We start from the raw sequence: 14,733 nt of genomic DNA on the forward strand, positions 1-14,733 counted from the left end.
GGCTTCGACGACATGCAGGAGTCGGCGAGCTTCTGGCCGGCTCTCGCGGACGATGAGGCGGGTCGGCACGAGCGAGACACCGGTGCGCTCACCCGACTCGAGCTCGCGCAGGAGGATGTCGACCGAGCGGCGGCCCGTGTCCCCGAAGAACTGGCGCACCGTCGTGAGAGGCGGCCAGAAGCTCGCCGACTCCTGCATGTCGTCGAAGCCCGCGACGCTCACCTCGCCGGGCACGGCGCGTCCGGCCTCGTGCAGGGCGCGCAGCACGCCGAGCGCCATCTGGTCGTTGGCGGCGAAGATCGCGGTGACCTCCGGATCGGCGGCGAGCCGCTTGCCGAGGCGGTAGCCGGAGTCGGTGGACCAGTCGCCGACCAGCACCTCCGGCACCGGGGCGCCGCGCTCGATCAAGGACGACTCCCACGCCTCGTGGCGGCGCTCGGCGGAGTAGGAGCGGTCCGGGCCGGCGATGTGGTGCACGGTGCGGTGGCCGAGTCCGAGCAGGTGCTCGACGGCCTGGCGGGCGCCCGACATCTGGTCGGTGTCGACCACCGGGTACTTCTCGCCGCCGGCGGAGTCGACGACCACCACGGGCAGGTCCGGCGGGAGGACGATGTCGGCCTCGTCGAGCAGGTGCGCCTCGACGATGATGATGACGCCGTCGACCGCCTCCTCGCTCAGCCGGTGGAACGCGACCGACACCTCGCCCTGGGTGGGGTGGGAGACGGGGATGAGGGTGATCGAGTAGCCCGCGTCGGCGGCCGCGATCGCGATGGCGTCGAGGGTGCGCATGTTGCCGAACGAGGACAGCGTGAACATGATCACGCCGATGCTGTGGAAGCGGCCCGTCCGCAGGGCCCGCGCCGCGCTGTTGGGCCGGTAGCCGAGGGCCCGCATCGCCTCGAGGACCCGCTCGCGCGTCTCGCCGTCGACGTTCTGCTTGCCGTTCGACACCCGCGAGACCGTCTGGCCCGAGACGTTCGCGCGCCGGGCCACGTCGGCCATCGAGACGCCGCGTCGCGGCCGGGTGGACGGGGACGGGCGGTCGGTCTCGAGTGACATGGGCTTCCCTTTATAGCGCGCCGCCCGTCAGCCGTGGTGCATCGTGCGCCGAACCGTGACGCAGGAACAGTCGCGGGTGGCGACGTGGACATGCTACGGTGACGCTCTGCCATGTTGACGTGAACATGACGGGCCCGCACTACTCCCCGAACGGAATCCCATGACGACGACGTCTCCCCCCGTCCCGCTGAGCGAGGTCGCCCCTCCGGCGTCCCCCCTCGCGGCCCCGAAGTCGCGGGCGAAGAGCGAGTGGAAGGGCCTGGCGTTCGTCGCCCCCTTCCTCGTCGTCTTCCTCCTGGTCTTCATCGCCCCGGTCGTCTACTCGATCTACCTCAGCCTCTTCCGCGAGCAGCTGGTGGGCGGCAACTCCTTCGTCGGCTTCGCGAACTACGCCGCGATCTTCACCGACCCGAACTTCTGGGAGGGCTTCGGCCGCGTCCTGCTGTTCCTCGTCGTGCAGGTCCCCGTGATGCTCGTGCTGGCCCTCGTCGCGGCGCTCGCGATCGACAGCGGCCGCCTCCACGGCACCGGCTTCTTCCGCATCGTGGTCTTCCTCCCCTACGCCGTCCCCGCGGTCGTCGCGGTGCTGATGTGGGGCTTCATCTACGGCGACAACTTCGGCCTGGCCGCGAACGTCAACGACCTGCTCGGCTCCGACGTCGTCCAGCCCTTCTCGCGCGACTGGATCCTCGCCTCGATCGGCAACATCGTCACGTGGGAGTTCGTGGGCTACAACATGCTCATCTTCTACTCCGCGCTGAAGACGATCCCCGGCGAGCTCTACGAGGCGGCCGAGATCGACGGCGCCGGCCCGATGCGCGTCATCCGCTCGATCAAGCTGCCCGCCCTGCGCGGCGCGATCGTCATCGCCACGATCTTCTCGATCATCGGCAGCTTCCAGCTGTTCAACGAGCCGAACATCCTCCGGACGCTGGCGCCGAACATCATCACCACCTACTTCACCCCGAACATGTACGCCTACAACCTGTCCTTCGCCGGTCAGCAGTACAACGCGTCGGCCACGGTCGCCATCGTCATGGGCGTGATCACCGCGGTGATCGCCTACGTCGTGCAGCTCCGCGGCGCGCGGAAGGAGAACTGATGGCCCTCGCGACCGCTCCCCGGACGCCCGCCCGCGCCCCGAAGCGCCCGGCCGCCCGCCGCGGCTCCTCGGTGCAGCCCAAGAAGTCGATCGCCTTCACCCTGCTGATGTCGGTCTTCATCCTCTACAGCCTCGTGCCGCTGGCCTGGCTGGTCATCAACGCGACGAAGACGCAGGCCGGCCTGCTCTCGAGCTTCGGCCTCTGGTTCGACGGCGATTTCGTCTTCTTCCAGAACATCGCCGACACCCTCAGCTACCGCGACGGGATCTTCCTCCGCTGGCTCGGCAACACCCTGCTCTACGTCGTCGTCGGCGCCGGAGGAGCGACGCTCCTGGCCACGCTCGCCGGCTACGGCCTCGCGAAGTTCCGCTTCACGGGCCGCAAGGCGGTCTTCGCCGTGGTGCTCGGAGCGATCGCGGTCCCCGGCACGGCCCTCGCCGTCCCGACGTTCCTCATGTTCAGCCAGCTCGGCCTGACCAACACCCCGTGGGCGATCATCATCCCCTCGCTGATCAGCCCGTTCGGCCTGTACCTGGTGTGGGTCTACGCGGTGGAGTCGGTGCCCACCGAGCTGCTCGAAGCGGCGCGGATGGACGGGGCGGGCGAGTTCCGCACCTTCTTCACCATCTCCATCCGCCTCCTCGCCCCCGGCATCGTGACCGTGCTGCTGTTCTCGGTCGTCGCGACCTGGAACAACTACTTCCTCCCGCTGATCATGCTGAGCGACCCCACCTGGTACCCGCTCACCGTCGGCCTCAACCAGTGGAACGCGCAGGCCACCGGCGTCAGCGCGCAGCCGATCTACAACCTCGTGATCACGGGCTCGCTCCTCACGATCATCCCCATCGTCGTCGCCTTCCTCGGACTCCAGCGCTTCTGGCAGTCCGGTCTGAGCGCCGGCAGCGTCAAGGGCTGAGCCCTCCCCCTACCCATCCCCCGGCCGGAGCGTCCTGCCCCGTCCACAGCACCCGCAGCACGAAGAAGTGAAGGGAAACACCACCATGAAGATCGCCCGTTCCGCCCTCAGGCGGACCCTGACGGTCGCGGCCGTCGCGGCCCTGGCCGCCGGCTCCCTCGCGGCCTGCTCGTCCACCTCCGGTGGCGGCACGACCACGAGCGCCGGCTCCGCCGCCGACCTCGACTCCGCCCTCGAGGCCGGTGGCAAGATCACCTACTGGAGCTGGACCCCCAGCGCCGAGGCGCAGGTCGCCGCGTTCGAGAAGGCCTACCCCAAGGTCGACGTCGAGCTCGTCAACGCCGGCACCAACAAGGACGAGTACACCAAGCTCGAGAACGCGATCAAGGCCGGCTCGGGCGCCCCCGACGTCGTCCAGATCGAGTACTACGCCATGCCGCAGTTCGCGCTGTCGGACTCGCTCCTCGACCTGTCGCAGTACGGCATGGGCGACCTCGAGGACAAGTACTCCGCCTCCACCTGGGGCAGCGTCAACATCGACGGCAAGCTCGTCGGCCTCCCGCAGGACTCGGGCCCCATGGCGCTGTTCTACAACAAGACCGTCTTCGACCAGTACGGCATCGCCGTCCCCGCCACCTGGGACGAGTACGTGGCCGCGGCCGAGAAGCTGCACACCGCCGACCCGTCGAAGTACATCACCGCCGACACCGGCGACGCCGGCTTCGCGACCAGCATGATCTGGCAGGCGGGCGGCGAGCCGTTCACCACCGACGGCACGGACGTGAAGATCGACCTCGCCGACGAGGGCACCGCCAAGTGGACCGGCGTCTGGAACCAGCTCGTCGAGAAGAAGCTGCTCTCGGACACCCCCGCCTGGGGCGACGAGTGGTACAAGGGCCTCGCCGACGGCTCCATCGCCTCGCTGGTGACCGGCGCCTGGATGCCCGGCGTGCTGGAGTCCAGCGTCCCCGACGCCTCCGGCGACTGGGCCGTCGCGCCGATCCCGACCTACGACGGCACCGCCGTCAGCGCCGAGAACGGCGGTGGCGGCCAGTCCGTCACCAAGCAGAGCGAGAACCCGGCGCTGGCCGCCGCGTTCCTGCGCTGGCTGAACAGCGACCAGGCCTCGGTCGACGTCTTCCTGCAGAGCGGCGGATTCCCGTCGACCACGGCCGACCTCGACAGCTCGGACTTCACCGGTCAGGAGTCGGAGTACTTCGGCGGCCAGAAGATCAACGAGGTGCTGACCCAGGCCTCGAAGGACGTCCGCTCCGGCTGGTCGTACCTTCCCTACCAGGTCTACGCGAACAGCGTCTTCGGCGACACCGTCGGCCAGGCGTACGCCAACGGCACCAGCCTCGACCAGGGCCTCGCCGACTGGCAGAGCAAGCTCGTCCAGTACGGCAACGCGCAGGGCTTCACCGTCTCGGAGTAGCACCACTGCTCGACGCGGGGCCGGCCGGATCGCTCCGGTCGGCCCCGCGTCGTTCTCACGCTCGGACACACCGGGCACCGATCCTGAGGGGGATCCAGATGACCACCGCTCCCGAGAGCCGCTTCGCCATCGGCACCGCCGACTTCGAGCTCGACGGCCGCCCGCACCGCATCCTGTCGGGGGCGCTGCACTACTTCCGCATCCACCCGGACCTCTGGGCCGACCGGATCCGCAAGGCCCGCCTGATGGGCCTGAACACCATCGAGACCTACGTCGCCTGGAACGCGCACGAGCCGCGCCGCGGCGAGTGGCGCGAGGACGCCGGGCTCGACCTGGGCCGCTTCCTCGACCTGATCGCCGCCGAGGGCATGCACGCGATCGTGCGCCCCGGCCCCTACATCTGCGCGGAGTGGGACAACGGCGCCCTTCCGGCCTGGCTCTTCCGCGACCCCGAGGTGGGCGTGCGCCGCTCGGAGCCGAACTACCTCGCCGCGGTCAGCGACTACCTGCGCCGCGTGTACTCGATCGTGGCCCCGCGCCAGATCGATGCCGGCGGGCCCGTGGTCCTCGTGCAGATCGAGAACGAGTACGGCGCGTACGGCTCCGACAAGGAGTACCTGGCCGAGCTCGTGCGGGTGACCCGCGACTCCGGCATCACGGTCCCGCTGACCACCATCGACCAGCCCACTCCGCAGATGCTCGCCGACGGCAGCCTGCCGGGCCTGCACCTCACCGGCTCGTTCGGCTCGCGGACCACGGAGCGCCTCGCGACGCTGCGCGAGTTCCAGCCCACCGGCCCGCTGATGTGCATGGAGTTCTGGTGCGGCTGGTTCGACGACTGGGGCACCCAGCACCACACGACGGACGCCGACGCCTCCGCGCAGGAGCTCGACACCCTGCTCGCGGCCGGCGGCTCGGTCAACATCTACATGTTCCACGGCGGCACCAACTTCGGCCTGACCAGCGGCGCGAACGACAAGGGCCGCTACGCCGCGATCACGACGAGCTACGACTACGACGCCCCGCTCGACGAGGGCGGCGACCCGACCGCGAAGTTCTGGGCGTTCCGCGACGTCATCGCGCGCTACGCGCCGGTGCCGGAGGAGGTGCCCGCGGTGCGCCCGCCGGCCCCCGCCCTGACCGCTCCGCTCGTCCCCGGCCCGGCGCTGCTCGGCCTCGGCCAGGCGTTCGGACCGGCCGCGCACCTCGACGCGATGGCCAGCTTCGACGACCTCGGCCACGACGACGGCTTCGTGCTCTTCACGACGACGCTCGACGGCTCCTCCGCTCCGGCCCGCCTCGTGGTGGGCGAGGAGGTGCGCGACCGCGCCTGGGTGCTGCTGGACGGCGTGCCGGTGGGCGTGCTGGCGCGCGACCACCACGAGCGGGCGCTGACGCTGCCGAGCGGACGGGGCGAGCTCGCGATCCTGGTCGAGAACCAGGGCCGGGTGAACTACGGCACGCGCATCGGCGAGCACAAGGGCCTGATCGGAGGCGTGACGCTCGACGACGCCGCGCTGACCGGCTGGGCGGCGCGTGCCCTCGCGCTGGAGTGCCTCCCCGACCTGGCCGTCGCGGCGCCGGCGTTCTCGGCCGGACCGCAGCTCGCCTCCGGCTCGTTCGACCTCGACGAGCAGGCCGACCTGTACGTGGACACGCTGCACTGGGGCAAGGGACTGGTCTGGGTGAACGGCTTCCTCCTCGGGCGCTACTGGCGCCGCGGACCGCAGCGGACGCTGATCGTCCCCTCGCCGGTCACCCGCGCCGGACGCAACCGCGTCGTGGTGCTCGAGCTGGAGGGCATCGCCGAGCCGGAGATCCGCCTGCTCGCGGGAGCCGAGCTCGGGCACACCGAGATCTGAGCTGCGGAGCGGAGGCGGCGGGAACGGCCGTCGGAGGCGTGGGCTCGGAGTTCCGGGCTCCGTTGTGCGAGTGGGGCCGGGCCGCCTCCGGGACGCACGCGCTGCCGGACCGCCTCCGGTCTGCGGGTGCCACCGGGTCGCCTCCGTCCTGCGGGCGGCGCCGGGCCGCCTCCGGGACGCGAGGCTCTGCTAGCCTCAGGCGCCCCGGTGCGGCGCCGGCGGGCGAAGGGGGAGACATGATGTCCAAGACACTGCTGCGCACGACTCTGATCGGAGGCGCGCTGCTGCTCGCCCTCTCGGGCTGCGCGGGGACCGCGACGAGCGGATCGACCCTCCGCCCGTTCACTCCGACGCTCCCCTCGTCGTCGGCCGCCCCGTCCGCCACCGCGACGGCCGCCGCCCCTGCCGCCGACACCGCTCAGAAGACCGGCGAGCAGGTGGCCGCCGTGCTGACCGGCGTGCAGTTCGTGCCCGGCGAGTACGCGAGCATCCAGGAGATGCTCGACTCGATCTACCCTGGCCTCACCGCGACCGACGCGAGCTGCCTCTCGCCGTTCGGCCTGGGCTGGGACACCGCGCAGCCCGCCGCCGGACTCTCGTACGGCACCAGCGCCGACCGCTCCATGACCGCCGTCGTGTCGAGCACCGGCACCGCCGACGCGGCCGCCTCGCTCCTCGCGAGCGCCACCGACGCGACCACGCGCTGCGCCTCCGGCTCGACGCTCTTCGCGATGCAGGGCGTGCCGGTCGAGACGACCGTCGAGCGCACCGAGCAGACGCTGACCGGCGCCGACGAGACGCTCGGCTGGAAGGTGTCCGGAGCCGTGGGCGGCAAGCCGTTCTCGCTCGTGGGCATCACCGCGCGCGTCGGCGGCGACGCGGTCGCGCTCGTGGGCTGGGACCCGACGACGAACACCTCGTACGTCCCGCGCGCGACGCAGCTCGTCGTCGACGGGCTGTAGGGCGCTGGGCGCTGGGCGCTGGGCGCTGGACGCTGGACGCTCTGAGCTCTGGCTCTGAGCTCTGAGTCCTGCGCTCGGCCGTCCTCCCCTCCGCGAGAGTCCAGGAGTTGTCGCACTCGACGCCGAGTGCGACAACTCTTGAACAGTGGGCGGACGATCGGGCCGAGCGCCTGAGCTCAGAGCGCTGGTCGCTGCGCGTTGGGCTTCGGGCTTCGGGCTTCGGGCTTCGGGCTTCGACGCTCGCTCCTCCGCGAGAGTCCAGGAGTCGTCGCAGTCGACGCCGAGTGCGACGACTCTTGAACAGTGGGCGGAGGATCGGGACGGAGCGGGCACCGGGCACCGGGCACCGGGCACCTCCCCGGGCTCCGGTCACCCCGCACCCGGCGCGGGAGCGCGGCTCAGGCCAGCCAGGAGAGGGTGCCGCCGTGGGCGGCCGCGCTCGCGAGCGGGACGCCGTCGGCGGCGAGCAGGAACGGGGTCGGCTCGGGAGCCGTGCGGTCCCCGCGCGCGGCGACGAGGTGCGGGAGCAGCGCCTCCGCCTCGAGCGTCACCAGGCTCGCGCCGCGATCGGCGACCGTCGCCAGGACGCTCTCGCGCGCGGCCCATGGCAGGTAGACCAGGGCCCCGAGCGAGACGACGACCGTCCGCAGACCCGGCGGCACCGCGTCGAGCAGGGCGGGCAGCTCGGCGGCCGCATCGCCCGCGACGATCGTGGGAGGGTCGTCCTGCAGAGTCTCCACGGCCGAGCGGAGCCGCGCGGTCCGCTCCGGGCGGTCGGGCGGGAGCAGTGCCTCCAACCAGGCGACGTCCTCGGGCGAGCGGACGTCGAGCGGCGCCAGGTCGAGCCCCCGGCGCCACGCGACGACCGGCAGCCGCCCCGGCGCCTCGCCTCCGCTCACTGCGCACCGCAGCAGAGGCGCGCCCGACCCGAGCCGCGTCTCGCCGTCGCTCGCCGTGACGGCGTAGGAGTACCGCTCCGGCGCCAGGCAGAGCCCTGCGGAGGCGCCGATCTCGACGAGCGCCACCGGCTCACCGGGCTCCGTGATCCGCTCCAGCGCCGCGACCAGGGGCGCGCACCGCAGCGCCTCGTTGGTCTGCGTCCTCCGCTCCGCCGCCACCGGCGCCACCCGCGCCCACTCGCTCCGGAGCCACGCGGCGAATCCGGCGCCGTCGACGTCGGGCACGCCGAGCAGCCGCGCGACCGAGAAGAGCAGGGACGGCTGCCGGTGCTGCGCGGGCAGCTCGTCGATCAGGGCGAGGAGGCGCGCATCCTCCGCGACGGCGAGCGCCCACTCGACCTGCTGCTCGGAGGTCTGCGCGAGCTCGACGGCGGCGCGGCGGAAGCGGTCGGCGGAGGAGGGCATGCCTCCATCCTGAGGGAGCGGCGGAACGGTGCCCGCATGCGGGCGGAGGACCTGCGCGCCGGGCAACGGCCCCGCCCCAGCGGATGTCGGTGGTCGCCGGTAGAACGGACTCATGTCCGACACCGCTCCGAACCCCGCGTCCGCGCCGGTCCGCGAGCGGCGCCTGCTCGACATCCGGCGGATCTACGCCGAGCCGGCCGCGCTCGAGCTGCCCCGCGGGCAGGAGGTCGTGGCGCGATGGCCGGGCGCCGAGATCGTTCCCGTCGAGTCGCACTGGCTGATCCCGGAGGTGCACGGCGACGAGGCGAACGTCGCGCGCTGGGTGCGCATCAAGACGGAGGCGCTCGTGCTCGGGGTGAAGAAGTCGCTCGTCACGCGCCCGAACGGCCGCTCGGCCGACTTCATCGCCCCCTCCACCGCCAACGGCTGCGCCATGGCGTGCGTCTACTGCTACGTGCCGCGGAGGAAGGGCTACAGCAACCCGATCACGCTCTTCACGAACATCGAGCAGATCCAGCGCCACCTCGCCCGGCACATCGCCAAGCAGGGCCCCAAGGCCGAGGCGAACCAGTGCGACCTGGAGGCCTGGGTCTACGACATCGGCGAGAACAGCGACTGCTCCGTCGACGCGCTGCTGAGCGAGAACGTCCGCGACCTCTGCGAGCTGTTCCGGATGTCGCCCACCGCCAAGGCGTCCTTCGCGACCAAGTACGTCAACCGCGAGCTCCTCGAGTGGGACCCGCTCGGGCGCACGCGCATCCGCTTCTCGCTGATGCCCGCCGAGACAGCGAAGGTCACCGACATCCGCACCTCGCCGATGGCCGAGCGGATCGCGGCGATCAACGACTTCGTCGACGCCGGCTACGAGGTGCACGTCAACTTCTCGCCGGTGATCCTCACCGAGACCTGGCAGCAGGACTGGACCGAGCTCTTCGACCAGCTCGACGCCGCCCTCCACCCGCGGGCGAAGGCGCAGCTCGCGGCCGAGGTGATCCTCCTCACCCACAACGAGGGCCTGCACGAGGTGAACCTCGGCTGGCACCCGAAGGCGGAGTCGCTGCTCTGGCAGCCGGGACGCCAGGAGCAGAAGGTCTCCGAGAACGGCGCCGTCAACATCCGCTACCGACGCGACCTCAAGCGCGCCGCCCTCGACCGCTTCCGCGCCCTCCTCGCCGAGCGCCTCCCCTACTGCCGCGTCCGCTACGCCTTCTGAGCTTCGGCACCCCCGCCGGAGCGGTGGCGCGACGACTCGCGCAGGAGCGCACCCTCCTCCTCCCGCACACGCCGAGACACCGCCGTCTCGCCGGGACACCACCGCCGAGGCGGCGTCTCGCGCACGAGCGCGCCGTCTCGACGCAGCCGCACCGCCCACCGGCGGCACCCCGCAACTGAGCCCCGGAGTCGCCCGGCTGGGAGTCCGCCCGGCGGCCGGGGCCACTGCTTCGCATTACGGATAGCGGCACGTGCCCTCCGAACGAGGGGCGTACTTTCGGAGAACAGCCGGAGGGACGGCCCGACCGCCCGACTCCACGGGCCTGCAGAGCAGGCGTCAGCGGGGATCGACGGCTCGGCGCGACGGCATCCGGACTCGACATCCCGGAGCCCGGCACCCCCGGCTCGACACTCCGGACACTCGACTCGGCGGCACAGCACACCCCGGGTCCTGCTCCCCACGAACACCCCCCACCATCTCGCACTCCCCCTCCCGGCGGCACTCGCCGGGGCACCTCACAGTCGCGGTCGGCACCCGCGACACAGCACAGAACGGCGGCACGCACCATGGGCGCTCTCCTCTACGGCACTCCCCCCACCTCGCACGAGATCGACGACCGCGCGCTCGCGCACCTCCAGATCGTCATGATCAACAAGTTCCGTCGCGACGAGGCGTTCGCCTTCCAGCTCGACGCCTCGAGCGCGCACGGCACCGGACGCCAGACGCTCTGGCTGCACCCGACCATCCCTCTCCAGTTCTCGTTCCACGGAAGCCGCATGCCGGCGATCAACGCCACCTGGGTGCGCGCACTGATGGAGGAGGCCAACAGCGGCCGGGGCCTGCGGATCGTCACCGAGCCGGCGCAGCAGCCCGAGTCCTCCGGGCTCACGCACGCTGCCTGAGCGCGCCGTGTCCAGGCGCGACGACGACGAGCCGATGGAGGTCACCGACTTCGTCGAGCTCGCCGGTGCGGTGCACGACGACGCGGGCTTCGAGTGCTCCTCCACTGTCGACGGTGTGACGGGCGCGCTCTGCGTGCTGCCCGACTCCCTGGTGCTGCGGAGCGCCGGCACCGGCGACTCGACCCGCGTCGGCACCCGCGACATCCGCTCCTGGCGGGCCACTCCGGCCGGCGCCACCTTCTCGCTCGCCGTGGAAGCCGGAGCGCGGCACACCGTGGTGCTGCTCACGCAGTTCCAGGCGGCGACCGTCCAGGCCATGACCCGCGCCGCCGGACCCGCGACTGGTTTATCCGCTTAACGAATTCCCCGTTCGGGGCACGCGGTGAGGAGCGCTCCTCGTGCGACCCTGATCGGGATGAACGAGAAGGACGAGGTCATGCGCTCCGACATCGGCGGGCGTGACATCGAGCAGGCGCGGGCCCTCTTCGAGCAGTCGTACAACGGGCACCGCTTCGTCGTCGAGCCCGGCGAGGACTTCTCGTACCGCTACACATCCGTCGGCGACGGCGATGTGACGCTCCGCGGCAGCCAGTTCGCCGGCTCCGTGCAGGGCTCGATCCAGACCGAGGGCGAGTACGTCGTCTCGTGGCTGACCGCCGGCGCGGGCGTCACCGATCTCGACGGCGACGCGGTGACCCTCGGATACGGGCAGCCGGCGATCTTCGTCAACGACCGCCCCAGCCGGTTCGAGTTCCACGACTACCGCCAGAACCTCATCCACTTCGACGGCGCGTACCTCGAGGGCATCGCGGAGGAGGTCGAGGGCACCCGCGGCCCCCTCCTCTTCGACACGACCTCACGGCCCGAGGGCGCGGCGCTGCGGCGCTGGTCGGCGACCGTCGCGACGGTCGCCCGGGTGATCTACGACGCCGACAGCTCGCCGCTGCTGCGCCGCGAGGCCGACCGCGCGGTCGCCGTCGCCCTGCTCGAGACCTTCCCGCACTCGACGCTGGACACCCCCGGCGACCTCCGAGTACCCCGCTCGGGGCGCCTCCGCCAGGCTATCGAGTACATGTACGAGCACGCCCACGAGCCGCTCCGGACCGAGCAGATCGCCGACGCGGCGGGCATCGGCCTGCGGACGCTGCAGACCGAGTTCCGGCGCGAGTTCGGCTTCACCGCGGTCGACTACCTGCGGCGGATCCGGCTGGACGGCGTGCAGAAGGAGCTGCGGGCGGGCGAGTCCGGAGTCGTCAGCGTCAGCGAGGTCGCACGGCGCTGGGGCTTCGCGCACCTCGGCCGGTTCTCGGCCTCGTACGCCCACCGCTTCGGCGAGCGCCCCAGCACCACGCTCGACACCTGAGGCGTCAGAGGTAGTCGGTCCCGCCGTCGTCCTCGCTGTCGTCGCCCTCGCCGCGCGGCTGCACGGTCGGCCGCGCGGGCTGGAGCCGTCGGGTCTTCTCGCGCATCGACTCCACCGCCTCCGGATCGTCGAGGTCGACGCCGCGGTCGAGCGCCGGGCTGGTGAAGAGCTGGCTGGCCGGTCCGACCAGGAGACGGGTCTCGCCTCGCAGCCCCTCGTCCGAGAGCGACGGCACCACGACCAGGTCCGACTTCCCCACGTTCGCCAGCGCCTGCGCGTACTCGACGACCGCCGAGCACACCTCGTCGCCCAGCAGCACGAATCCGCTCGCGTAGTACAGCTTCTGCATCTCGCCCTCCCCTGGATCCCGGACCGCCCCTCCGGTCGGCCCGTCCCCCGACGCTAGGACGGCGCCGACCGGCCGCCCCACCCCTTGACGGGGGTGGGGCGGAGGGGTCAGAGTCCGCGCGGAGGGGCCAGAGTCCGCGCGGAACGGGCAGTCGCAGCGCGGTCGCGAGCGCCTCGACGACGCGGGTCGCGCGCACGTCGCCGACCCCCTCCATCCGGTTGGTGAGGAACGCGAAGCCGACTCCCGCGTCCGGGTCGGCGGAGGCGACCTGTCCGCCCGCGCCGTCGTGCCCGAAGCCGCTCGGAGTGAGGCGGCCTACCAGGCGGTCGCGGAGGCGGGGCTCTCGATCCCCGGCGACGTCGCCGTGGTGTCGTTCGACGACGACGAGCTGGCCGCCTACCTCCGCCCCGGGCTGACGACCGTGGCGCTGCCGCACGAGGAGATGGGCCGCCGGGCGGTCGAGCTGCTGCTGAGCGGCGCGCTGGGCGAGCGGGTGCTGGTGCCGATGCCGCTGGTGGAGCGGGCGTCGACGCGGCGGGCCGGCTGAGGCGACTCCGGCGCCGCCCGCGTCGCCCTGGTAGTCGTCGGGCGAGAGGGCCATGCCGCTCGCGACGAAGTCCGCGGTCGCCGCGCAGTCCGTGACGACGACGTCGCCGTCGGAGCGCGCGAGCCCGTAGAGGCAGACGGACTCGTCGGCGAGCTCCGCGGCCGAGAAGGAGTCGAGGCTGAGGGTGGCGAAGTAGTCGACTCCGGCGATGCTGCCCAGGTAGCGCGTCGGCCCCCAGTGGAAGACGCGGAGGCTCGCGAGGGTCGACAGCGGGCGCGTGGCGACGTCGTCGGGGACGGCCCAGGGCTCGGTGAAGACATCCAGCGACGGGCGAGGGGCCAGCGCGACGGAGGCGGCCGTGCCGAGGGCGGCGAGCCCGAGCACGGCGACGAGGGCGGCGATCACCCCGAGGCGGCGGCGCGGTCGGGGCGTGGCGGAGGTGCGGGAGTCGGAGTCGTCGCCTCCGGTGGTCTCACTGCGCTCGCCCCAGCCGGGCGCCGCGTCCCGGCCGGTCTCGTCACGGCCGACCTCGTCCCGGCCGGTCTCGTCCCAGCCGGTCCGGTCACGGCGCGTCCCGCCCCGGCCGCTCGCCGTCCCGCGGCCGATCCGGCCCTGGGCCGCTGCGGGCCCGACGGACGCGGCCAGTCCCGCGACCGCGGCGTCGAGCGCCTCCTCCCGCTCGCGGAGCTGCGCGCGCAGCAGTGCCAGCTCCGCGAGCGCCGCGGGGTCCGCCTCCGCACTGAACGCCCGGCGCTCGAGCGCGGCCCGCTGCCTCCGCTCCTCCGGCGACGCCCCGTCGCGGCGCCGCTGCAGGGCGGCCCGGCCGCGACCGCGACCTCCGAGAGCCGCGTCGAGCGCCGCCTCCGTCGCGGGATCGAGCTCGTCGAGCAGCCGCGCCGCGCGTGCCGGCGTGACCGCGGTGCCGACGGACGCCGGCACGTCAGCCCCGGTCGCGCACGGCGCGCGCCAGCGACTCGAGGCGCTCCCGGTACTCCGGCCACCACTCCTCCGGCACCGGCGGGAGGTTGTCGCCGGGCGTCCGGAGTCCGACCCGCCCGTCGATCAGCTCGCGGACGATGTCGGCGTGGCCGGCGTGCCGGTGCGTCTCCGCGGTGATGTGGACGAGGATCCGGTGCAGCGTCACGTCGCGGTTCGTCCACCAGGGGACCTGCCCGGGAGCGTCGAGCGGGAGGGCCGCGACCGTCGCGTCGGAGTGGGCCCACACGCGGCGGTACAGCGCGACGACGTCGGCCAGGGACTCGTCGGCCGTCGCCCACATGTCCGAGTTCGGCTCCGACTCGTCCTCCATCCACGGCATCGACTCCGGGAACGGCCGCCCGAACACGGCGCCGAGGTAGCCCGCCTCGGTGCCCGCCACGTGCTTCACCAGGCCGAGCAGGTTCGTGCCCGTCGCGACCAGCGGCCGCCGCACGTCGTACTCGTCGAGCCCGTCGAGCTTCTGCAGCAGGGCGTCGCGCCCCTCCTGCAGGTAGCGGAGGAGGGTCTGCTTCGCGTCGTCGCTCATCCCCCCAGCCTGCCGCGCCCGCCCGAGCCGCGCCAGAGCGGTGCCGGAGCCGCGCCGTGCCCAGACCGCAGGAAGGATCGCCCCGCGGGCACCGGGATCCGCGGATCCACGGCCCGCCGGAGCGATCCTTCCA

General features: G+C 72.5%; 14 protein-coding genes. 10 read left to right on the forward strand and 4 right to left on the reverse strand.

The window, feature by feature from the left end:
* The coding region (locus C5C63_RS05045) for a LacI family DNA-binding transcriptional regulator (protein WP_146086358.1) at window positions 1-1,059 on the reverse strand (1,059 nt) is incomplete at its 3' end.
* Window positions 1,060-1,219: 160 nt separating this feature from the next.
* Between C5C63_RS05045 and C5C63_RS05050 the strand changes: the two genes are divergently transcribed.
* The 5 genes from C5C63_RS05050 (at window position 1,220) to C5C63_RS05070 (ending at window position 7,337) form a co-directional block, all read left to right on the forward strand.
* A complete protein-coding gene (locus C5C63_RS05050) occupies window positions 1,220-2,161 on the forward strand; it encodes a carbohydrate ABC transporter permease (protein WP_104223405.1) in 942 nt (313 codons plus the stop codon).
* A 107-nt stretch (window positions 2,162-2,268) separates the two neighbouring features.
* On the forward strand, window positions 2,269-3,078 hold the full coding sequence (locus tag C5C63_RS05055) for a carbohydrate ABC transporter permease (RefSeq protein WP_258062773.1): 810 nt from the start codon (window positions 2,269-2,271) through the stop codon (window positions 3,076-3,078).
* A gap of 85 nt (window positions 3,079-3,163) precedes the next feature.
* Window positions 3,164-4,513: a sugar ABC transporter substrate-binding protein gene (locus C5C63_RS05060; RefSeq protein ID WP_104223423.1), complete on the forward strand. Its 1,350-nt coding sequence runs from the start codon at window positions 3,164-3,166 to the stop codon at window positions 4,511-4,513.
* A gap of 98 nt (window positions 4,514-4,611) precedes the next feature.
* Window positions 4,612-6,375, forward strand: a complete 1,764-nt coding sequence (locus C5C63_RS05065; protein ID WP_104325609.1) for a beta-galactosidase family protein — start codon at window positions 4,612-4,614, stop codon at window positions 6,373-6,375.
* A gap of 236 nt (window positions 6,376-6,611) precedes the next feature.
* Window positions 6,612-7,337 (forward strand): hypothetical protein, encoded by a 726-nt coding sequence (locus C5C63_RS05070; RefSeq protein WP_104295376.1) that lies wholly within the window; start codon window positions 6,612-6,614, stop codon window positions 7,335-7,337.
* Between the two features lie 398 nt (window positions 7,338-7,735).
* Here the strand turns inward: C5C63_RS05070 and C5C63_RS05075 are convergent, their stop codons facing one another.
* A complete protein-coding gene (locus C5C63_RS05075) occupies window positions 7,736-8,701 on the reverse strand; it encodes a DUF2332 family protein (RefSeq protein ID WP_181110558.1) in 966 nt (321 codons plus the stop codon).
* 112 nt (window positions 8,702-8,813) lie between these two features.
* On the opposite strand from C5C63_RS05075, the gene C5C63_RS05080 reads away from it, so the two are divergent.
* From C5C63_RS05080 to C5C63_RS05095, 4 genes are all read left to right on the forward strand, one after another.
* On the forward strand, window positions 8,814-9,914 hold the full coding sequence (locus tag C5C63_RS05080) for a spore photoproduct lyase family protein (protein WP_104292353.1): 1,101 nt from the start codon (window positions 8,814-8,816) through the stop codon (window positions 9,912-9,914).
* Window positions 9,915-10,480: 566 nt separating this feature from the next.
* Window positions 10,481-10,816: an ATP-dependent DNA ligase gene (locus tag C5C63_RS05085; protein WP_104223411.1), complete on the forward strand. Its 336-nt coding sequence runs from the start codon at window positions 10,481-10,483 to the stop codon at window positions 10,814-10,816.
* A 7-nt stretch (window positions 10,817-10,823) separates the two neighbouring features.
* A complete protein-coding gene (locus C5C63_RS05090; RefSeq protein WP_104223412.1) occupies window positions 10,824-11,174 on the forward strand; it encodes a hypothetical protein in 351 nt (116 codons plus the stop codon).
* 57 nt (window positions 11,175-11,231) lie between these two features.
* Window positions 11,232-12,179 (forward strand): AraC family transcriptional regulator, encoded by a 948-nt coding sequence (locus C5C63_RS05095; RefSeq protein WP_104325611.1) that lies wholly within the window; start codon window positions 11,232-11,234, stop codon window positions 12,177-12,179.
* A 4-nt stretch (window positions 12,180-12,183) separates the two neighbouring features.
* Here C5C63_RS05095 and C5C63_RS05100 read toward each other — a convergent pair whose 3' ends face one another.
* On the reverse strand, window positions 12,184-12,528 hold the full coding sequence (locus C5C63_RS05100; RefSeq protein ID WP_104223414.1) for a hypothetical protein: 345 nt from the start codon (window positions 12,526-12,528) through the stop codon (window positions 12,184-12,186).
* A 286-nt stretch (window positions 12,529-12,814) separates the two neighbouring features.
* Between C5C63_RS05100 and C5C63_RS05110 the strand changes: the two genes are divergently transcribed.
* A complete protein-coding gene (locus C5C63_RS05110; RefSeq protein WP_374954091.1) occupies window positions 12,815-13,075 on the forward strand; it encodes a substrate-binding domain-containing protein in 261 nt (86 codons plus the stop codon).
* 940 nt (window positions 13,076-14,015) lie between these two features.
* On the opposite strand, the gene C5C63_RS05115 is transcribed toward C5C63_RS05110, so the two are convergent.
* The gene (locus tag C5C63_RS05115; protein ID WP_104261380.1) at window positions 14,016-14,600 is read right to left on the reverse strand and encodes a DinB family protein; all 585 of its coding nucleotides are present in this window, start codon (window positions 14,598-14,600) and stop codon (window positions 14,016-14,018) included.
* Between the last annotated feature and the right edge of the window lie 133 nt (window positions 14,601-14,733).

The organism is Rathayibacter sp. AY1B8, assembly GCF_002932775.1.
Classification (GTDB): domain Bacteria; phylum Actinomycetota; class Actinomycetes; order Actinomycetales; family Microbacteriaceae; genus Rathayibacter.